We start from the raw sequence: 21,047 nt of genomic DNA, 5'->3' as shown, positions 1-21,047 counted from the left end.
CCAGGGCTGGCAACACCGTACTAAGGACGCCTGTACTGCACGGCGTGCGATCGAAGAAACCTCTCTCATGTTCGTCAAAGGACTGTGTTCCGCGCTCGTCGCGGTGATGCTGAACGCAGCGGCTGTGTCCGTTTGCGAAGCGCAATACTCCACCGGCTGGATCGCCAACACGCATGGCACCGCGACGACGCGGGTCGGCAACGTGGCCCGCTCCATGTGGGTGGCACCGGAAGGGGTGATCTATACCGCATCGATGTGGGACGAAGACGAAGGCGGCATCGCGATCTATCAGAACGCACGCAACCTCGGTTCGATCGGCTCGCACGCCGAGTTTCAGGGCGGCGCGATCACCGGCAACTCGACCTCGCTGTTCGCCGCGCTGCAGTTCAATGCCACGTATGGAAGCGGTAAGGTTGGCCGATACAACCGGACGAGCCGCATGCGCGACCTGCTCATCACGGTAAGCGACACGACCACCGAACGTCTCGCGGATGTGGTCACCGGACTCGCGACCTCCGGCTCGCTGCTCTACGCGAGTGATTTCCCGGGCAACCGCGTGCGCGTGTTCACGACCTCAGGTGTTTGGCTGCGCGACATCAGCGTGGCCGCGCCGGGCGCGCTGGCGGTGGACGCGGCCGGCAACCTCTGGGTCGCGCAACAAAGCATGGGCGCCGTGATCGAGTTCGGCCCGACCGGTGTGCGCGGAAACACCATCCAGTTGCCGGCCAGGGCGCAACCGTCGTCCCTGTATTTCGACGCGATCAGCGGACAGTTATGGATCGGCGACGAGGGTCCGGATATGAACATCAAGATCTATGATGTGTCCGGCGCACCCTATGCTGCCGGCACGTTTGGGGTTCAGGGCGGCTACCTCAATACGGTCACCGGCATCAAGGGGCAGGTGGGCGACCGGCGCTTTACGCGTGTGACCGGGCTCGGCAGGGATGCCGCGCGCAACCTTTATGTCCTGAACAACCCGTGGGGCGGGTCGTGGGATCTCGGCCGCAACGGCGGCACCGACATTCACGGGTACGACGCCAGCGGAGTCCTGCGCTGGCAGCTCCAGTCGGTGAACTTTGAAGGCAACGCGGCACCGGACCCAGCCACCGACGGAGCGATCTTCTACGGCGGAATGAACATCTATTCGGGCACCGTGGGCGGCACCTACATCGCTAACACGATCGATCCGATCACCTATCCGTCCGATCCGCGCATCAATCTCGCCGACCACGAGCGCGGCGAACATTTCGCGCAGCTTGCCAGTGTGGGCGGACACCGGATACTCGTCGCGGGGAGCCAGAATCCCGATACGTTCTACTTTTTCCACTTCAGCCCGGCGAGCGGGTACATCGCGATTCCCGATAGCACGTTGCCGGGAGCGTCCTTCGGGACGATGGCGAAAGTGCGCAACGGTTTCTGCCTCGATAGCAAGGGCGATATCTGGGCGGGGCTCGACAAAACCAATGTCATTTCTCACTATCCGCTGACCGGCTTCGATGCGAAGGGCAAACCGGTCTGGGGCACGGCGATCGCGATGCCGCTTCCGCCCACGATCTCGCAACTGACGCGGATCGTCTACCTGCCCGAGAGCGACACGATGATACTCACGCAAGGGCCGGCCGGAAGCACGGACTGGACCGCGGTCGGATCGCGTGTCGAGGTGTATCACGGCTGGCTGGCCGGCAACCGGACCACGCCGAACCCGGTGATCAACATCACGAGCGCGAATGCCAAATCGATTGTGGCCGCCGGCAATTATCTGTTTGTGGGCTACGTGCATACCGTGCCGAATGTCGATGCATTCAACCTCACCACGGGCAAGCTCGACATCACGTTCGTCAATAGCAATCCGAACGCAGTCGATGTCGGCAACGACGTGGACTCCATGTACGGACTTCGGGCGTATCGGCGCTCGACTGGCGAATATGAAGTCACGAAGGACAACTACAACGACGCGAGCGTTGTGGTGTATCGCTGGACGCCGCCGGTATCGACTGGCAGCGGGGTGGGGGCGGTGAAGTCGATGGTGGTGTCGCCCTTTGCCGTGAAGTGAAGGGGTGCCTAAGGTTGGACGGAACCATGGGGCGTTCGGGCAACTTCAGACGATCTGAGCGCGGCCTCGTGACGCCCCATCCCAAACATGCTGAGTGCGGCGACGATAGCGGGAATCGCGACCAGGACAAACATAATGGGCAGGCCTAGATGCATCGCTAACAGCACGCCGCCGATCATCGATCCCACGATCGAACCCACCCGGCCAATGCCAAGTGCCCAACTCACACCGGAGACGCGGTTTGCGGTTGGATAGTAGGCCGCCGCGAGTGCATTGGCGCCGGTCTGCGCGCCGCCTGTCGCAAAACCCGCCCCAAAGACTGCGACCACCAGCATCGGCAACGACGATGCGACGCCGATCAGCAGGATAAACATGGCGGCTATCAAGTAGGAACCTGCGAGCACCAGATAGGGACTGTGCCGGTCCATCAGGCGGCCGATCAGCACAGCGCCGACCGTGCTACCCAGTGGCAGCGCCGCGGCGACCAGTGCAGTCTTGCCCAGAGGGATGCCTGTGCTGTTAATGACGGTCGGCAGCCAGCTGGTGAGCAGGTAGTACACCATCAGACTCATGAAGAAGGTGAGCCAAAGGCAGACGGTGCCGGCGATCACGTCGTTGCCGAAAAGGTTGCGCACCGGAGAACCCTTGGCCTTGTTCTCGGGAACGGTGAACGTTGCATGGTCGAGTGCCTCTTGCGGCGCTATGCGCTGGAGTGTGCGCGCGACTTGCTCGCGCTTGCGGCCGTTCAACGCGAGGTACCGGACCGACTCGGGCAGAAGCCATGCCAGAACCGGCACCAGCAGCAACGGCATTGTTCCACCGAATAACAGCACGCCCTGCCAGCCATGCAGGGGCATGATCTGCGAGGCAACCAGGCCCCCGGATGCCCCGCCTAACGTGAAGCCACAGAACATGCTCGTCACCAGAAGCGAGCGCTGTTTCTCGGGACCGAACTCGGATGTCATCGCAATGGCCGTTGGCATGGCTCCGCCAAGACCCAGACCTGTCAGGAATCGCAAGAGTATGAGTTCGCGCAGGGAAGTCGCGTAGGCAGACCACAGGCACAGGACGCCGAAAAGTGCGACTGAAACGCAAAGTATGGGCTTGCGCCCAAACCGGTCGGCCAGCGGACCGAACAGAAGCGCACCTATCATCAGGCCAAACAGGCCGCCGCCGAACACAGGTGCCAACTGAAGCGCGCTCAATGCCCATTGCTTCCTGATGGCAGGCGCAATAAAGCCGATGCTTGCCGTATCGAAACCATCGAACGCGACTGCCAGGAAGCACAGCGCGACGATCATGAGCTGATACGTCGTCAGCTTGTGCGAGTTGATGAAGTCCTGAACATCGACTGTTCTGATCGTCGCCATGGCGCTCTCCCTGCCGTCGCGAAAGCGGAGCCGTGTACCTGGGTTGTTCCTGCGTCAGGTTTGAAATTCTGGAATGTCGGGTTTGGCGCCCCACATGCAAAAACCGGTCGGATCGAACGGGAACTGGCGGGGGCAGTAAGTCGCCTCCTCGTCGTTCCTGATCAGACGAACGCCTGTCGAATATTCGTAAGTCATTCCGTCTGGGCCCTCGAAGTAGAGAAAGATAGCGCCCGAGGTAGGATGCCGCCCCGGTCCGAACCGGATGGGTATGCCCTTTTCACGCAGGGTGTACCAGGCACGCATGACATCGTCGATGCTCTCAACCTGGTGATTGATATGTTGAATGCCGGCGAATGATGACGGAAAGAGGGCGATCCGGTGATGCACCTCGTCGATTCTCAGCAGCGGCGCAGATCCGATCCGGTCGCTCACGCGCGCATTGCACAGTTTGGTCCAGAAGATCTCGTCGCGCCGGGGATCGCTGCTGCGCAGACCCACGTGGCTGAAGCCGGTGATTCCGGCGTCGCGCGATGGGAAATAGCGGCGGCCGCTATGCAAGGCGCCAAACACCAGTTCGATGCGGTTGCCCGACGGGTCCTTGAAACTGATGAAGGCGCGTACGCGCCGTTGATCGCACTCGTCGCGACTGCCGGCGTGGACGCTAAAACCGTTCTGCTCCAATACCGCGCCCGCATCCTCGAGCGCCTCGTTCGTGACGACATCGAAGGCGACCGTATGGTCAGCTGGATCGCCTTCGAAGTAGACCAGCGTGTGATCGCGTTCATCGGAGCGCAGGTAGACCCAGCCACTCTCGCGGCGCACCAGCTGCAATCCGAGGATATTGGCCGCATACTTCGCCGCGGCGTCGAGGTCGCCGGTACCGAGCCGAACATACCGGAGTTCGTGCAGATTGATCATGAGCGTCACCCTGCGATTCCCCTATCACCAAGGATAGTTGCGTTACCGCTGTGGGTGCCCAATTTTTGTGGATGCCGGGTCCTTCTGCGACACCTTTGTGTGCGTCGTGTGACCTTCGAACGCGGCGACGATGCCGTCGATCATGGCTGTGATGCGCGCGGTATGCCGAAGGTCCTGATGCGTGACGAGCCAGATTTCGTAGACTGCTCCACGTGCGGGTTCCGGCCATAGCTGCACAAGGCCGTCGTGTTCGGCCAGATGGATCGGAAGCTCGCCGATGCCAAGGCCGGCCTTTACCGCGGTGCGTAGCATGAGGCTGGAATTGAAGGTCGATACGATTCGCCCCGCATGTATCGGTTCGCCAGCCAGAGTCTGAGATCCATTGCCGGTCCAGTTTCCCTGATAGACAACAAGATCATGGCCCGCGAATGCGGAGCCCGCTGCAGGTTTGCCGTGCTGCTCGAGGTACGCATTTGATGCAAAGAGCGCCATGGGCCAGCGAGCGAGGCGCCGCGCGACCAGATCGGGATTGTCCGGTCTGACGGAGCGGACCGCGATATCCGCTTCGCGCTTTGCCAGACTCAACATGCGCGTCGACGTATCCAGCAGGACGCGCACGTCCGGATGCGCGGCATGCATGCGTTCGATGGCGGGAAGCAGGAATTCGAGCGCAATCGAGTCGGTGCTGGTGACCCTGACGTCCCCCGCAAGCCGTGTGTCCGTGCCTTGAGTTCGTCTGACGAGTTCGTGGGCGGAGTGTTCCATTTTCTCCGCCGATCTCAGCGCCGCCTCGCCTGCGGCGGTCAACGCGTAACCCTCGGAGGTGCGCAGGAAGAGCGTTGCACGCAGCGCGTGCTCCAGTGCCGCGATCCGTCTGCCGACTGTCGCCTGATCGAGATTGAGCGTCCTGGCCGCACCACGGAGCGTTTTTTCGCGCTCCACCGCGAGAAACACGCGTGCGTCATCCCAGTTCATCGTGCCACCCTCCTGATGCAAATTTGCATCCCAGAACGTGAATATTGCTGCATTTGTTCATCAATGTCGATGCCTATACTGAGCGCAAGAGTTCCTCGTTCACTGATCCGCCCGGATCAATCGAGCCTCATCAATTGAAGGAGTGGTAGCCATGTCTGCTTCAACTTATCGTGTGCCGTCGTCCATGACGGCGATTGAAATCAAAGAGCCTGGTGGTCCTGAGGTGCTGGTGCCGACTACGCGCCCGGTGCCGGCACCGGCGGCCGATCAGGTTCTGATCCGCATTCACGCGGCGGCCGTGAACGGCCCGGACGTTTTCCAGCGCAAGGGGCTGTACGATCCGCCCCCCGGTGCCTCGGACATTCCGGGACTGGAAGTGGCAGGCCAAGTGGTTGCCATTGGCGCCGACGTGTCCCAATTCCGGGTCGGCGACGTGGTCTGTGCATTGATTCCCGGTGGCGGTTACGCGGAATATGCCGTCGCGTACGCCAGCAACACCATGCGTATCCCTAAAGGCTTGACGCTGGTGGAAGCGGGGGCCATGCCCGAAACGTTCATGACGGTATGGCTGAACCTGTTCCAGCGCGGCAAACTGGTTGCTGGCGAATCGGTGCTGATCCATGGTGGTGCGTCAGGTATCGGCACCACGGCGACCATGCTGGCGAAGGCATTCGGCGCGGCGAAAATCATCACGACAGTTGGCTCGCAGGCGCATGGGGAGGCCAGCCGGGCGCTAGGCGCAGACGTCGCGATTGACTACCGCGAGGACGATTTCGTCGCCGAAACGAAGCGCATTACCGATGGAAAAGGCGTCGACGTGATCCTCGACATTATCGCTGGCGACTACGTGGCCAGAAACTACGACGCCGCTGCCATGGACGGACGGATCCTCCAGGTGGGCGTGATCAAGGGGCCGGCGAAAGATCTCAACATCGTGCCGATGCTGACCAAACGTCTGACGCATATGGGCTCGACGCTGCGTTCGCGCACATCCGCGGACAAGGCGACCATCATCAACGAACTGGAGCAGCATGTCTGGCCGCATATCGAGAGCGGCAAGGTCAAACCGGTTGTCTACAAGACCTTTGCGCTTGCCGACGCTCGCGGCGCGCACGAGCTGATCGATTCCGGCACGCACTTTGGAAAGATTGTCCTCACGACGGGTGCTGAACTCATTGACTGAAGGCTGCGTTACCGGCAAAGCGGGCGAGGTAAGCCTTTTTGCCGGTAGCTATCCGCACCCGCGAGATCAAAAAATCGACTGCCCCGTATGCGTCGTCAACCACGCGAGCGCGAGCACATCTGCGCTCAGCAAAAATAAAGTGTGTTGACCCTGCTGATACGGTTTTCGGCCGAGCGCGTGTGTTTGATAGCGCTGCGGAGGGGCAAATTGTGTGACCGGCCGGAGCCGGTCATGAAGGAACGTTGGTCTTCGCCTTTACGTGGACACTCGAATGTCAGGCAGAAGCCGGGCAGCAGACATTCGACTAAATGGTCGCTCAGCCGGTCGGACGAAGTCGTAACGGGCGGGCAATACCGGTGCTGCAACGCATGCTGTGACATGAAATGTCCCCGCCCCGGCTATTCGCGCCGCACATCGTCCGATTCACGCAAGCCGTCTCGGTTCGAAAGCCGCACTGCGCCCATCGAACGGGCAGCCCATTGGGTCCAGCCTCACTCTGGAATCTTCCGCTATCAATGAACGGTTTTCAGTTGCGTCCACAGCCGGTTTTCGAGCCGAAGAATCTCGACAGGCTTCGGTTTCATCAACGTCATTTTCTTGAATACATCGTCCGGTGGATAGACTGACAAATCCTGCGCGATCGTAGGTGTCACGAATTTGCGCGCCGGCACGTTTGCGGTTGGGTAATACACTTCGTTGGTGATTGCGGCGTTCACCTTCGGATCCTCGATGTAGTTGATCCACTGGAGCGCCGCCTCCGGATGCGGTGCGTCTTTCGGAATCGCCATCATGTCAAAGGCGACCAGGCCGCCCTCCTTGACGTTCGAGAATCTGATGTCATACGGACGTTTCGCATCCGCACTGCGCCGATGCGCGATGCCGACATCGCCGGCAAAGCCGATGGAGACGCAAACGTCATTGTTGGCGAGATCGTTGATGTAGCCCGACGAGTTGAACTCGGTTACATAGGGCCGGACTTTCTTCAGCATTTCAAATGCGGCCTGATAATCGGCCGGATTCGTGCTGTTCGGATCCTTGTGCATGTATTGCAGCGCCGCCGCAAAGACGTCGATCGATTCGTCGAGGAAGGAAACGCCGCAACCTTTGAGCTTCGCGAGATTTGCAGGATCGAACACCAGCGCCCAGCCGTCGACGGGCGGGTTTGCGCCGAGCAGCTTCTGCACGGCCTGCGCGTTGTAGCCGATACCGATTACCGCAAACGCCCAAGGCACGCCATACTGATTGCCCGGGTCGGCGCCCGCGACCATCTGCATCAGCGTCGGGCTCAGGTTCTTCAGGTTCGGCAGCTTCGACTTGTCGAGCTTCTGATACACGCCGGCCTGGATCTGCGCGCCCATGTAGTTCGACGTCGGCACGACGATATCGTAGCCCGAGTTGCCAGTGAGCAATTTGGCCTGCAATGTATCGTTGCTGTCATAGTTGTCGTATCGAACGTGAATGCCGGTCTGCTTTTCGAAGTTCGGGATCGTGTCTTTCGCAATGTAGTCCGACCAGTTGTACACATTCAACTCGGCATCCGCCGCGCGGGCGAGCGGTGCCATCCATGCGGCCACGGCAGCCGTCATGAAGAGGCTCGCGAAGACCGCTCGCCTGAATCGAGGTCCAGAGTGGGAAACGCTCATCATGCTGTCCTTTTTTGGGGCATGTTAGGGGAGTAGAGAAAGGGGATCGTCCGAGGCAACCGTTGCGCTCACGATTCGGTTTCGGCGCGATGCGCTTCGTACTTCAAACGGATTGCGGCGCCGATATCGAGGAAAGGGCTCGGGGGTACCCAGCCTGGCCTGGCGTGGTCGAGGACGGCGGTCAGCAACGCCGACTGGCCTCCAGATGCCATTTCCGCCAGCAGTCGTCCCCACAGGGTGCCGCGCGCCACACCGGAACCATTGCATCCGGCAGCGGCATAGACGCCACGTTCGAGCTTCGCGAACCGCGGCTCCCCGGATCGTGTCGCGCTCAGGTGGCCGGTCCAGGTGAATTGCAGGTGTTCGCTGGTGACCCACGGGAACCGGCGCTGCAATCCTCGCAGATGACGGTCCCGCCGAACCTCGAGCGAGCGGCCCGCGAGATCTCGATGGCGATACTCCACCGTGTTGCGAATCATGAGGCGCTGGTCGGGCGTCAGACGCACCGTGGCGCCGGCAACCCGGGTCGATAGCACGCCCCACGGGGCCGCGTTCCCCAGCCGGGCCTGCTCCTCTTCGTTCAGCGGCCGGGTGAGCGAGGCACTCAGTTCGAGCGGAAACACCGCGCGGTCTCTCACCCCGACTCTTTGCAGAAAGGCGCCGACACAAATGATGACCTGCCCAGCTTCGATGTCCACGTCGTGCGACCGCGCGCGAATCTTGCCGCCATTCATCCGCTCCAGGCTGACGATCTCCGTGTTCTCACAGAGCCATACGTTCTCGGGCAATGTGTCCCGCAACCCTTTGGCGTACCTGGCCGGTTGCAGCAGGCCATTGCCGCCGCCGCACCATATTCCGGCCTGGTAGAAAGACGGCCCCAATCGCTGCGACAACGCCGGGCCGTCCAGTAGTTCGGCACTTGCCCCGGCTTCCCGCAGGGTTCGCACCTGGGCTTCCGCCTGATCGAGTTTCGCCGGATCACGGACGGCAAAGAAGTAGCCGTCGCGGCTCAGATCGCATTCGATGCCGAGGGTCGTCACGCGTCGGCTTACCTCGTCGCTTGCCGCTTTGCCGATTGCCGTCACGCGACGGTATTGGTCATTGAGTGGCTGGCCGATCAGTTCTTCGGGTTCGGGCCGCTCGTACGCGACCACGAAACCGGAGTTGCGCGCCGAAGCGCCCTGAGCCGCGCGCTGCCGGTCGACGATAACGATGCGCGATTGCGGGTGCAGTTCGGCGAGCGTATGCGCAGCAGCCAATCCGGTGAAGCCGCCCCCGATCACCAGCCAGTCGGCTTGCTGAGTTCCTTTCAGGGTCGCACCGGCCGGCGAGCTGCCAGCCTGCGCAATCCAGCCGCAAATATTTTCGATCAAAGCACGTCTCCTACCACGAAGCGCGGGGATGCAATTGTCAGAAGTATGAATAATTGGCATTCTTGCGTGAGAATGCCTTGTGGTTTGTGCAAATATATTGGGAGCTGGGTGGGTTATCCAGCGTTATTAATTCATTCAAGAATTCCAAAAACGCATGGATAAGATTTATCGTCCACCCTCTCTCCAGGCCCTTCAGGCACTCGCGCTCGTGGCGGAGTCGGCCAGCTTTACCGAAGTGGCGGAAAAGCTGCATCTGACCCAAAGCGCGGTAAGCAGGAAGATTCAGCAACTGGAAAGCCATTACGGCGCGCCGCTGCTAGTTCGCAACAGCCGAAGCATGCAGCTGACAGAGCACGGAAAGGCGGTGCTCGACGTTGCGCGCAAGGTGCTCGGCGAGTTGCGGATGCTCAATGAGCAACTCACGCGACGGGACAGGCCTTTCCGCATCCGCATATTCGTTTCGGTGGCGGTCCGCTGGTTGTTGCCGCGGATGGTCGACTTCTATGCGCAATGCTCCGATTTGTCACTGTCGATAGAGACGGTGGCGACCGAGATGGTCGATCCATCGGGTGAGTGCGATGCCTACATCCTTTACCTTCCCGAAATGCGCAGAGACCCGGCATTCCTCACGCTCTTCGACGAGTTTCTCGTGCCGGTGTGCGCGCCCTCCCTGGTCGACGGCAAACTGCCTCCAGCCACGCTGGAGGATTTAGATCAGCACACCCTGATTCACGGCTCGACCGGCCACCACGAGTGGAAGCGCTGGCTTCAGGCGCGGGGAAAAGCGGACGACGCCGACTACCGGCACATGACGTTCAACCTGGACGAACTGGCAATGGATGCAGCCAGCCGCGGATTGGGTGTCGCCATGACGGATCTGACTTTGGCGCAGGAAGCGATCGGCCGCGGCAAGCTGATCGTTCCCTTCGGCACACCGTTAAAGACCACCGGAGTCTATGTGCTTTGGCTGCAAACTGCCGGGGCCTTGCATCCGGCGCGCCAACGCATCCTCCAATGGTTTGCTCAACAGGCAGCGGGAGATGTCCGTGACAGCCAGCGATAACCCTAGCCTGATTCGAGAGGGCCGACCCACCAGTGAGATTTAATACCCGGCCCCCTCCCAAATAGAGCAAGCGGTCACGTGGATCTATACTGGAGCACCAGGAGACTCCAATGGCCAATCACGACCGGCTGCATCCGCTACGTCCGCTCCTCAAAAATTGGATCTGGGAGCATGGCCGAATCGGCACTCGATATCTGGACTGCACCGACGGCGAAATCAAGTTTGACGAAGGGAAGAAGTCGCGCTTCGCGGCCGAAGAATACATTTACGTGCCGCTAGACAAGGATGCTAACGACGATGCGTCTGTGGAAGGTCCTGCGATCCAGGAGGCGGGGCTTGCCCGGTTTTTGAGGGCAGCGCAGTTAGGCAAGCCCGAGGAAGCAGGCACTATCGTGGAGGTCCAGCGCGCTGCGCAGGACTGCATGGAGCTCGGCCTGTTCAGCGCATATCAGTTGAGTGCCCAGGAAGCCTTCGCACGCTATGCACAGGAACCCATGTTCGAGGATGAAATCCGCGCTGCAGTTGTCGACGATATCCGGCGTATCTACACGGGCATGCGCGAGCAATTGGCGCTGTACGATTTCAGTGTGCTTTACGGCCTACCCATGCCCCTGCTCATCAGCGAGACGCCGTTCATCGACTGGCGCGTGCGCGCTAGTCCGGCCCTTCCGTTTGTCTCACTTCCTCTCGGGCCATATTGCCTGCTGGTGGGTGCGCCGTCGGGCAGGAGCAGCCGAATTGGCCCCGTGGTCTGGAAGTCCGCTGCGGCAATGGGCCCGTTGAAGGACCACAACCGCCAAATCGCGGAGCACGCACGGTTGTGGCTGGTGGCAACCACCGATGACCAACTCATCGCGGTACAAAGCCGCTTTGCTGAGGCCAAGGAGGGCCCCAAGCCATAGGATGCCGGGCCCGACTAAAGCAGGCACGAAACGCGCGGTGGGCAGCGCCCGAATCATGCGAGGTAGATGTGTCGTAAGCAGGGACGGGACCGCCCGAGTGTTCGTGCTGGCCGAACTACTACGATGCGGCCACGTCTCGGTGCGGCCACTTTGGGACATTCGACGAAGCGCCGTAGATCGTCGACAATCGCCGAAATTTAGCAAGACACTGCCGCCTTAGGACCACGGACATCGATCAATGTTATTCGGTGCGAAATCTGAATTTGCAATAGAAGCCATGATCGAGCCTGGTCTGGCGCCTCCGTCCGCGGTCTATGGGCGGATGCAGGTATGGTGCGCAAACACTGCAGTGGGCGACTTCACCAATCCTCGATGCTCCTTGTATCCGGCGTATTTAGGTTTTACGAAACTTGGCACGGCCCTACCGAATCTTTGGCTCAGTGAGCTCGACGGTCTGAGCGATGAACAGCTAATCGATCGTATTGATAGGTTGCTGTATGGGGCTAGAGGAGATCAATTACTCGAACGAGACAATCGGACTGCTCTTGAGTGCGAGCACGATTGGGAAAAATATGGGATTTTCAATTTCTTGACAAACTGGGGGGAGCAGTTCGACCGCGAAGGTAAGTCTTTCATTTTCTCCCCTCCAGCGCAGCCGGTAAAGGTACTTATTCGGCCGCGCGCCACGGCGAGAGTTGTGTCGTTGCACGCGTCGGCGCCCGCTGTCACGGACGCGATCGGCAAATTCCTTCGGTGGTTCGATGAGTCAGCAGCGTTTCTTTCCCGCCAAAGCCCAACCTGACTTGTGGCGTTAGCAACTTGGTCGGAGGCTCTCGAATGAATGTTCCGAATCGTTGTTCGCGACCGTCCGCTTACGAGAACGCTGAATGTCCGTTCAGGGTGGCGGATTCAACCGGTGGATGCAACACACTGGAAGCTGCGTGAGCGGCAGGAGTGTTGCCCGGGAACGGTCATTCGTCGCCGCTCGCCCATTCGAGACGGTCGGCGCACCTGCGGACGCGAGCGCGCAAACAACGCTGCTGTTGCGATAGTCGGCCTAATCGCAATTACGACCTTTCCGACGTAACTGCGGCGAAGCAATTCGCTCCGCATGTGCCGCTTCACATCTGCCGGAAGATGTGTGCGTATTGTTTGCTCACTGCGATCGCGCCGTCGTGGCCGCGCAGCTTCAGCGACATTTTCCCTAGCGCGCTGACGGATGCGCTCTCCACCTGGTCGACGTTCACCACGGTGCTTCGGTGCACCTGCCAGAAGCGCGCCGGGTCCAGTTGCGAACACAACTCCTTGAGGCTCGTGCGGATCAGCAGTTCTCCCGTACGCGTCGTGACGACGACATACTTGTCTGCAGCCTCGAAGTACAACACCTCTTCCACCGGCACTATCCTGATGTCGCTCCCGCTGGATGCGCGCAGATAGCGTAGCGGCGCGCTGCGGCCGCTGTCCTGCGCGCGATTTTCCAACTGGGCGCTGCGCGTGATCTGCTCCAGCTGGTAGAGCAGTCGTTGCAGATGAGCCTGCATCTGGGCACGCGGCATCGCATCCGTTGGCGCGCGCGCAAGCTGAACGCGTAACCTGTCGATCGTGCGCGCGAGCCGCGTGGCATCGACGGGCTTCAGAAGATAGTCGATCGCGGCGGCATCGAACGCGTCCAACGCGTATTGATCGTAGGCGGTCACGAACACGATCTGCGGCGGCGCCGCGAGATTCGTGCACGCGCGCGCAACGTCGAGACCGGTCGAGCCCGGCATTGAAATGTCGAGGAACGCGACATCCGGCTGCAAGGCGACGATGCGCTCGATGGCAACCTGGCCGTTACCGACCGTCGCGAGAATCTGCAACTCCGGCCAGGCCACCATCAGCTCCCGCTGAAGCGCGGCTGCGATGAGCGGTTCGTCCTCGGCGATCAGCGCGGTCGGCGCGTGAGACACCTCCGGCGAAAAGGTCTTGCCGCTATCGTTCTGTGCCGCTGGGCCGGGCCGGCGAATCTTCATGGCCTCGCACCCTCTTGCGGATGACGGGCATTGTCCACCGGAAGCAGGATTTTCGCGATGGTACCTTGCGGCACGTTCTCGACGAGCGTCAGTGAAGCGCGCTCGCCATAGAGTGCTGCAAGGCGGTCCCGGACGTTCGCCAGTCCGATGCCCGTGCCCTGCGTCGCTGACGTCGCACCGAAGCCTGGCCCCGTGTCGGCGACGATGAGCTCGACGTGCTGTTTGTCGCGCTTTGCTCTTACCTCGATCCGCCCACCTGTCACCGTAACCTGAACACCATGCTTCAGCGCGTTTTCGACGAGCGGCTGAAGCAGCATCGGCGGCACCGCGAGGTTCGCGCAATCGACAGGGAGATCGAGCGCATAGGCGAGTCTCGGGCCGAGGCGTATTGCGTGCACGGCAAGCATCGAATCCAGCACCGCAAACTGATCCGTGAGCGTCTCGCTTTCGGCTCGCGACGCTTCCAGCGTTGCCCGCAAAAAGCGGTTGAGGCTCCCGAGCAGTTCGCGTGCGCGCGGTGGATCGGACACGATCAGGCTATCCAGGGTCGCCAGCGTGTTGAAAAGAAAATGTGGTTCGATCTGCGCCTGCAATGCCTGCAAGCGAGCGCGCAACGCGGTTTTTTCGTCAGCTTCCCGCAGCCATGCAGTTCGGGCCACCTGTTCACTCAGACCGGCGATCCGGGCTCGCGACCAGCCATACCAGGTCACCAGCAGCGTCGCGACCAGCGCGATCCAGCCCGTCGTGGCGAGGTCTTTGGGGGCGAACGTCTTGCCGATGTCGAGGCCCAGCAGGGCGCTCGCGATCACCCGTCCGATCGCGGCGCCAGCGATGATTGCGCTAACCATCACGACGGCAAGCCTTGGCGCGGTGAGTGCGTTCTTCCGCTGAAGACGAAAGCGGCCAACGTGGAGCAGCAGCATGATTGACAGTCCGATCGCCTCGCTGAAGACGAGGTTTTCGCCAAGGCCTTTCCCCATGCCGACCGCGGTCAAGCCCACCGCAATCAATGCGTTGCCGATGACGACGAGCACGGCCTCGCGCGCATATTCGGCCAGCAGTTGTTTTGCCGGGACGGGTAACCCGGCGGACGCATCGAAGAGTTTGGCGTTACTGCCACGAATCATGCGATCCATCCCATCACAATGAGATTCAGCAGGCGGTGCGGTGTAGCCACTGCGGCGATACCGGCTATGGCGAGACCGATGAACGACCCGCGCATCGCGAGCTGGTGACCACGCACGTTGCCTTGCCGGATCGCCCAGATCGCCCGCCCGACGCTGACGATTGTAAGCAACGACAGTGCGTGCACCCAGGAAAAATGTCCCGGGTTCAGTTCCCGAATGTCGAACGAACTGAGCGCCGTAGCGAACATCGTCACTGCCCAGAGTCGACCGAGCCACTTGTGGCGCGGCGTCCCCTTTTCGGCCAGAAGCACGGCTGTTCCGAGTATGACAGAAAGAGTTGCAGTGGCGATGTGCGCGGCGATGATGGCAGGCATGCTGGCTCTCCAGGCAGGACGAGCGGACTCGATGGCTGCAGTTTGTGCGGCGCATGGACTGTTTTCGAGGAGCATGCGACGAACCCCGCGGATTGCGTCGCGAGTGGTGCTTATTGCAGCGCGAGACGAAGATCGGTCGGGGAACTCCCGCGGGGTATTCGGGTGCGCGTGCGATAGGTCAAGGGCTGGTGTGGCCAAGTGGCGCGAATCCGTTACCCAAATGAGATGTGCAAAATGCATTGGGCAGCGCCCGGCCAGGAAGCGACGGTCCTTCGACAGCAACAAATGGCTGAAATTCGACAAGTTTCGGCCATTCAACCCGCTTGGCATCGGTTAGAGGGCTATGCGGACATCGGACAAAACAACGCCCCTCCGCCGATAGGCGAACAGCGGGTAAATCGCCGGATCTAACCTCGATACGGCGATTTAGAATTCTGAACATGAGCATGCGGAATTTCATTTCTCACGCAAAATTGCTTTACGAGATGTTGAGCCGAAACATTAGGATGATCTGGATTGCGAGGGCCGATCCAAATCTCTTTGATCGCATCAGGCGGAAAGCAAAATTCATAGTAAGGAGCGAGCCCGTTTCGCGACGCACGCCAATGCAACGGATCAAGATCACTAGCGCGCAAAGGTTCGTCATTCGACGTATCAACCATTTGAGCTAGCGTCAATCCTTCTGGAGTATGGGTCAATCTGTATTCGACTTCGTGGCTAAACCCGGCATCCTTGGTAATCGAATCGAACCATGCGGTAGTCTGGGCGATGGTGTAATAATGAAGCTCACTTTCGTCCTTGGTCGCATCGATTTTTTTAAGTTGATTGGAAATCAACTGCATTATTTTAGATCTGTTTTTATCTGTAAAATATATCACGGGGCCTAGTTTTATTTTATTTGTTTCGCGGAGCTTTTTTGTGTTGGTTTTGAAGTGCGATTCAAGCGTATCAATGCTTGAGCTATCAGGGTGTCGTGATGGAAATCTTTCGGTATCGAATCCGATGGCGAAGCCTTTTCCAGAATCCGCGTAACTCATCCACTGGACAGTGGAATCACCTTCACTAGAAAAGCAGCACGCGTAAATCTCATCTTTAAAAACCTTAATATAAGGATCAATTTCCTCAGGAATGAGTTTATCCATGGGTCTGCTTAGGCGATATCTGACAGCGGTTTCAACAACTGCCCCCTCCTTGACATCATTCATTTTTGTGGTGCTACTCAGCCACAATTTTTTTTAACGATCGAAAGAAAGGCATTAGCGTCGCAATAGTGATAGATGGTCGGCATAAGTGATCCTGCTCCAATCAAGGCGAAGTTGCGGGGGTAGGATTTGAACGTACGACTTACGGATAATAAGCCCGACGGACTGGCAGTACGCTCCATCCTGGTGCACAGAGCGTACCGGTTCTTGCGATTACAGCGCTGCATGCGAACGTCTCATGTCGGCGAGACAGTGGATCAATGCCAATGCTGAATTGGCGACTCGAATGGGTCGATTCTGTTGAAAAAGTCGCTGCCTGATTTTTTCAGTTCCCCCGCGAGAAAATCAACCCCTCAGATCGGTCTACAAACCGCTGGCGCACATCGGTCAAGGGTAAGAAAACCCCTGAAAACCAAGCGAGAAAGACCGTCGGCGACTTTTTCAACAGTATCGGCCACAAACGGTCTTTCGAATGTGCCGTCGCGAGGTACGAAAAGGCCGCCAATGCCGATCTGGTGGGGTCACCTGGGCGATTTCAGTAGGGCTTGCAGTCCGTTTCGAACCATTGGTCGACCAGGCGCTGCGCCGCATGCAGATTTGCTGGGTAGTGTGGGTCGTTGTGCCAAGGTGACGGGTTGTAGCCCGCTTTCCTCAGGGCTGAAAGCTCGCTTCGGTGTTGCGACTTCGTCGGAGGCGCGTTGCTTTTAAGCGCGGCAAGGTCACGGCACTCCGTTGGGCTCAGATGTGGCTCGCTTTGTGGCACGCCGGCGGCGGCATATCCAGTCAGCAGGAACGCCAACGCAGCAAGCGCCGAGCAGTATCTCGTGGGGGTTTCCATTGCACGTCTCCACGCGTCTGATTGGCGCAACGCGAGCGGTGCGATGCCGCCGGTCGCGCGCGACGTCCGCATTTATTTTGCCTTAGTCCAGTCACCGGAAGAAGGCGCATAGAAAAACGAGAAGAAAGTCAGGCGCCAGCGCCTCGAATGACCATCGTACTTCCAAAACGAGAAATACTCCCACCGGTTGTCGAGCGTCCGAGAAGGGTCGCCTTCTTCCGGAGGAAAAATTTGCCATCGGTCACGTTTGTGCCCGGTCTATGTCAACCGATGGCCTTTATCATCCTCGCTTAAAAAATCGACTGCCCGGTAAGTGTGGTCAGCATTTCGAGCGCCTTTGCGCCAGCAAGTGAGTTGCCGTTCGAGTCGAGGCCGGGCGACCAGACGCAAACCGCCATCTCGCCGGGCAGCACCGCGACAATGCCGCCCCCGACGCCGCTTTTCGCCGGCAAGCCGACCCGGTAGACGAAGTCGCCCGCGGCGTCATAGGTGCCGCAGGTCAGCATCAGGGCCGACAGACGCTTGGTCGAACTGCTGTCGAGGATGCGCTCGCCAGTCGAGGGCACGACGCCGCCATTACTCAGAAATAGGGCCGCTTTCGCCAGTTCCACGCAGCTCATTGAAATTGCGCACTGCCGGCAATACGCATCCACTACCGAGTGCACAGGCATTTCCATATTGCCGAAGCTCGCGATGAAATGCGCCATCGCCTGGTTGCGATCCGCGTGTTGCAACTCCGACTGCGCGACGCGCAAATCGTAGTTGATAGTCGCGTCGCCGGTTAGCCGCCGCATAAATTCCACCAACGCGGTCTCCGCCTGCACGAAGCGGCGGCACAGCACATCGGTGACGACGAGCGCTCCGGCGTTGATAAACGGATTGCGCGGCTTGCCTTGCTCCGCTTCGAGTTGCACCAGTGAATTGAACGGCGTGCCCGACGGCTCGCGGCCGACGCGCTGCCATAGTTCATCGCCGAGCAGCCGGAAAGCCATGGTGCAGGCAAATAGCTTGGAAATACTCTGGATCGAAAAGCGGGTATCGGCCTGGCCGGTGCGAAAGACCTCGCCAGCAGGCGTGACGATGGCCATGCCAAAGCTGTTGGCCGGGACTCTTGCCAGTTCGGGAATGTAGTCGGCGACCTTGCCGGTACCCAGATAAGGCTGCAGATCGCCGTGGATCTGTTCGAGGATGGATGCGTAGTTCATTGGGCTCGGACCGTTGACGCCGCGATTCTACTGGCAAGTTGAGGCAAATGGTTCGCACCGCCGGCCGCACCAACTGCATGCCGCCTTCGCGGGCAAGTTGAGCATCCTATGCTAATCTTGCTGCCTTTCTGTCAACAACCGGGCAAAACAGACACCATCATGGAAGATTTCGATCCAGACGGCGTCGGGCAACCGGTCTTCGTGACTGGCGAGGGCTATGAGACGCTGGACGAGCCGTGGCGCGCGTATCGCCGTGCGCGCCTGATTCACGTGCAGACGGGCGTGCTGGTCGTCCGCAGTGAGACTGAGCGTTGGGTCGTGCCGTCGGGGCACGCGGTCTGGCTGCTCGCCGGTGTGCTGCATCGTCTGGCGGCCGTCGCGCCGGTGCGCTTCTTTTCGTTGTTTGCCGACGGGGACGCCGCGCCGCTTCCGCCGCAGGGCGGCGCCGTCGTGCCCGACCGGCTGGTGGAAGCCCTGCTGATGGCCGCAGCGGATCTGCCGCTCGACCAGCCGTTCGACGAACCGGCCACGCGCCTCGTGCAAGTGCTGCTGGACCGGCTGCCGGGCTTGCCGGCCGCGCCGCTGGGATTGAACTGGCCACGCGATCCGCGCGCCCAGCGAATTGCCGATGCGTTGAGCGCCAATCCGGCCGACTCAGGGATACTCGATGACCTCGCCGCGGCGGCCGGCGTGACGGGCCGCACGGCGGCGCGACTGTTCGTCAAGGAAACCGGGCAGACCTTCGGCCAGTGGCGCCAGCAATTGCGTTTGCTGGTGGCGCTGGAGCACCTGGGCGGCGGCGCGAGCGTCACGCAGGTGGCGCTCGACGTCGGCTATAACGACGTGTCGTCGTTCATCGCCGTGTTCCGCGACGCGTTCGGCGATACGCCCGCGCGGTATTTCCGCTGACATAACGCCGCCGCTGTCACCACCGCTGTCAGCATTACGCTCACCGCGGTTGTCGTGCGATCGCGGACACCGCTGCCAGGCGCATCAAGTCAACGCCAGCCGAATGCCATGCCGCGCGATCAGTGCGCGCCCGCCGCGTCCGATCCGCCGCCGCCTTTGCCCGGCCGCGTAATCCAGATCAGCGGAACGATCAGAATGAAGATGACGGCCGACACGAAAAAGATGTCGTTCAGCCCCATCATCGCGGCTTGCGTATTCACGGTGAAATCGAACAGCGCATGCGCCGATTGCTGATTCAGATTCAACAGCGTCTGCGTTGAATCGATCTGCTGGTTGAACACCGGGTTATTGATGGTGGCCTGCTCGGTGAGCCGTTCGTGATGCAGCGCGATACGGTTGTTCCACTCGTTGCCCGCGATCGACGTGCCGACCGCGCCGCAAAACACGCGCACGAAATTCGACAGACCCGCTGCGGCCGGAATCTTGCTCGGCGGCTGGCCGGACAGAATGATCGCGGTCAGCGGCACGAAGAACAAGGCCATTGGAATACCTTGCAGCAGGGTAGGCAGCACCAGATGCCAGGTGTCGATTTCAATGACGTATTTCGAGCGCATATAAAACACGCCGGCGAAGCCGAAAAACGCCAGCGTGGCAATCACGCGCGCGTCCGAGCGCGGCAGCACGCGGCCCATCACCGGCGCGAGCAGCACCGCGAACACGCCGAGCGGTGCGGTCACGAGGCCGGCATCCACGGAGCGGTAGTTCAGATATTCCTGCATCCATTGCGGCAACAGCACGAGGTTGCCGAAGAACACGCCATACGCAACCGAAATCGCAATCGTGCCGCCGAGAAAATTGCGCTGCTGGAAGAGCCTCAAATCGACGATCGGATGCTCCTCGGTCAACTCCCACACGAGGAAAAACGCAAAACTGATCAGCGCGGTGATGCCGAGCACCACGATCACCGGCGAGTTGAACCAGTCGAGATCCTTGCCCTTGTCGAGCATGATCTGCAGCGAGGCGACCCACGCGATCAGGAGGCCCAGCCCGACCACGTCGATGGGCGGCTTGCGGGTCGGCGATTCACGGGTGCGGTAGATCATCCATGTCACACCAGCCGCAAATATCCCGACCGGAATGTTGATGTAGAAGATCCACGACCAGCTGTAACTGTCCGTGATCCAGCCGCCGAGGGCAGGGCCCGCAATCGGGCCGACGGTTGCAGTCATGGCCCACAACGAGAGTGCGGTGGACGATTTCTCTTTTGGATACGAACCGAGCAGAATGGCTTGCGACAGCGGAATCAGCGGGCCGGCCACGGCGCCCTGAAAGATCCGCGCGAGCAGCAGGATGGGCAGCGTCGGCGCCACGCCGCACAGCCACGAAGCCAGCACGAACATCAGAATCGCGCTGACGAAGAGCTTCACCTGGCCGATGCGCTGCGTGAGCCAGCCGGTGAGCGGAATCGACACGGCATTGGCCGCGGCGAACACGGTGATGACCCATGTGCCTTCGTCGACCGAAACGCCCAGGTTGCCGGAAATGGTTGGGATCGCAACGTTCGCGATCGACGTGTCGAGCACGTTCATGAACGTCGCTAGCGCAACGGCGATGGTAGCCAGAACGAGGCGGCCGCCCTGCAACGGGGGCGGTGGAGGGGGCGGCGCGGAAGCGGGCGCGGAAGGGGGCGCAGAAGCGGGCTGGCTAAAACGGTTCTCAGGATCGGTAGGCCGCGGACGGTCCGCGTCGAGAGCGACTCGCTGCCCGCGCGAGGCGTGGGGCCGCAAAGTCCGCTGAATGCTCACAAAAGAATACCTGCAATCGCGATTTGGCGTCGTCGGCGCATGCAAGGGCTGGGGCGAAAACGCATCCGGCAGCGTATGCTCCCGGCTAAGACCGT

General features: G+C 60.4%; 18 protein-coding genes. 6 read left to right on the top strand and 12 right to left on the bottom strand.

The genetic code is table 11. The features are described from left to right. Positions 1-67: 67 nt before the first annotated feature. Positions 68-2,053, top strand: a complete 1,986-nt coding sequence (locus A6V37_RS02715) for an SMP-30/gluconolactonase/LRE family protein (protein ID WP_064265839.1) — start codon at positions 68-70, stop codon at positions 2,051-2,053. 8 nt (positions 2,054-2,061) lie between these two features. Here the strand turns inward: A6V37_RS02715 and A6V37_RS02710 are convergent, their stop codons facing one another. Genes A6V37_RS02710 through A6V37_RS02700 form a run of 3 tightly spaced genes read right to left on the bottom strand, consistent with a single transcriptional unit; the run spans position 2,062 to position 5,316 of the window. Then, positions 2,062-3,423: an MFS transporter gene (locus A6V37_RS02710; protein WP_064265840.1), complete on the bottom strand. Its 1,362-nt coding sequence runs from the start codon at positions 3,421-3,423 to the stop codon at positions 2,062-2,064. Between the two features lie 54 nt (positions 3,424-3,477). Further along, complete coding sequence (locus tag A6V37_RS02705; RefSeq protein ID WP_064265841.1) at positions 3,478-4,341, bottom strand: VOC family protein; 864 nt, start codon at positions 4,339-4,341, stop codon at positions 3,478-3,480. A gap of 42 nt (positions 4,342-4,383) precedes the next feature. Further along, positions 4,384-5,316, bottom strand: a complete 933-nt coding sequence (locus tag A6V37_RS02700) for a LysR family transcriptional regulator (protein ID WP_064265842.1) — start codon at positions 5,314-5,316, stop codon at positions 4,384-4,386. Between the two features lie 151 nt (positions 5,317-5,467). On the opposite strand from A6V37_RS02700, the gene A6V37_RS02695 reads away from it, so the two are divergent. Continuing rightward, the gene (locus tag A6V37_RS02695) at positions 5,468-6,499 is read left to right on the top strand and encodes an NAD(P)H-quinone oxidoreductase (protein WP_064265843.1); all 1,032 of its coding nucleotides are present in this window, start codon (positions 5,468-5,470) and stop codon (positions 6,497-6,499) included. Positions 6,500-7,011: 512 nt separating this feature from the next. Here the strand turns inward: A6V37_RS02695 and A6V37_RS02690 are convergent. Together A6V37_RS02690 and A6V37_RS02685 are read right to left on the bottom strand one after the other, a co-directional pair. Next, a complete protein-coding gene (locus tag A6V37_RS02690) occupies positions 7,012-8,142 on the bottom strand; it encodes a polyamine ABC transporter substrate-binding protein (protein WP_064265844.1) in 1,131 nt (376 codons plus the stop codon). Between the two features lie 68 nt (positions 8,143-8,210). Next, a complete protein-coding gene (locus A6V37_RS02685) occupies positions 8,211-9,515 on the bottom strand; it encodes an NAD(P)/FAD-dependent oxidoreductase (RefSeq protein ID WP_207547576.1) in 1,305 nt (434 codons plus the stop codon). Positions 9,516-9,669: 154 nt separating this feature from the next. On the opposite strand from A6V37_RS02685, the gene A6V37_RS02680 reads away from it, so the two are divergent. From A6V37_RS02680 to A6V37_RS02670, 3 genes are all read left to right on the top strand, one after another. Next, the gene (locus A6V37_RS02680; RefSeq protein ID WP_064265845.1) at positions 9,670-10,578 is read left to right on the top strand and encodes a LysR substrate-binding domain-containing protein; all 909 of its coding nucleotides are present in this window, start codon (positions 9,670-9,672) and stop codon (positions 10,576-10,578) included. 110 nt (positions 10,579-10,688) lie between these two features. Then, positions 10,689-11,480: a hypothetical protein gene (locus A6V37_RS02675; RefSeq protein ID WP_064265846.1), complete on the top strand. Its 792-nt coding sequence runs from the start codon at positions 10,689-10,691 to the stop codon at positions 11,478-11,480. Between the two features lie 238 nt (positions 11,481-11,718). Next, entirely contained in the window at positions 11,719-12,282 is a 564-nt protein-coding gene (locus A6V37_RS02670; protein ID WP_064265847.1) for a hypothetical protein, read from the top strand. Positions 12,283-12,601: 319 nt separating this feature from the next. Here A6V37_RS02670 and A6V37_RS02665 read toward each other — a convergent pair whose 3' ends face one another. The 6 genes from A6V37_RS02665 to A6V37_RS02650 form a co-directional block, all read right to left on the bottom strand. Then, complete coding sequence (locus A6V37_RS02665) at positions 12,602-13,492, bottom strand: LytR/AlgR family response regulator transcription factor (RefSeq protein ID WP_082902589.1); 891 nt, start codon at positions 13,490-13,492, stop codon at positions 12,602-12,604. Next, positions 13,489-14,619, bottom strand: coding sequence for a sensor histidine kinase (locus A6V37_RS02660; RefSeq protein ID WP_165614402.1), 1,131 nt, complete (start codon positions 14,617-14,619; stop codon positions 13,489-13,491). Before A6V37_RS02660 ends, A6V37_RS02665 begins: the two co-directional genes overlap by 4 nt. Continuing rightward, positions 14,616-14,993 carry a DUF2306 domain-containing protein gene (locus A6V37_RS41190; RefSeq protein ID WP_064265848.1) on the bottom strand — a complete coding sequence of 126 codons (378 nt, stop codon included), beginning with the start codon at positions 14,991-14,993 and terminating at the stop codon, positions 14,616-14,618. The genes A6V37_RS02660 and A6V37_RS41190 overlap by 4 nt, the downstream gene beginning before the upstream one ends. A 407-nt stretch (positions 14,994-15,400) precedes the next feature. Next, positions 15,401-16,198, bottom strand: coding sequence for a DUF2971 domain-containing protein (locus A6V37_RS38690; RefSeq protein ID WP_082902592.1), 798 nt, complete (start codon positions 16,196-16,198; stop codon positions 15,401-15,403). Between the two features lie 532 nt (positions 16,199-16,730). Further along, a complete protein-coding gene (locus tag A6V37_RS38685; RefSeq protein WP_075643397.1) occupies positions 16,731-17,033 on the bottom strand; it encodes a DUF4148 domain-containing protein in 303 nt (100 codons plus the stop codon). A gap of 290 nt (positions 17,034-17,323) precedes the next feature. Continuing rightward, positions 17,324-18,238 (bottom strand): glutaminase, encoded by a 915-nt coding sequence (locus A6V37_RS02650; protein WP_064265849.1) that lies wholly within the window; start codon positions 18,236-18,238, stop codon positions 17,324-17,326. Positions 18,239-18,397: 159 nt separating this feature from the next. Between A6V37_RS02650 and A6V37_RS02645 the strand changes: the two genes are divergently transcribed. Then, positions 18,398-19,147, top strand: coding sequence for an AraC family transcriptional regulator (locus A6V37_RS02645; protein ID WP_064285764.1), 750 nt, complete (start codon positions 18,398-18,400; stop codon positions 19,145-19,147). Between the two features lie 119 nt (positions 19,148-19,266). Here the strand turns inward: A6V37_RS02645 and A6V37_RS02640 are convergent, their stop codons facing one another. Further along, positions 19,267-20,790, bottom strand: a complete 1,524-nt coding sequence (locus A6V37_RS02640) for a DHA2 family efflux MFS transporter permease subunit (protein WP_075643396.1) — start codon at positions 20,788-20,790, stop codon at positions 19,267-19,269. Positions 20,791-21,047: the final 257 nt, after the last annotated feature.

The organism is Paraburkholderia ginsengiterrae, assembly GCF_001645125.1.
GTDB classification, from domain to species: Bacteria; Pseudomonadota; Gammaproteobacteria; order Burkholderiales; family Burkholderiaceae; genus Paraburkholderia; species Paraburkholderia ginsengiterrae.
This window is presented reverse-complemented; position numbering and strand designations above follow the sequence as displayed.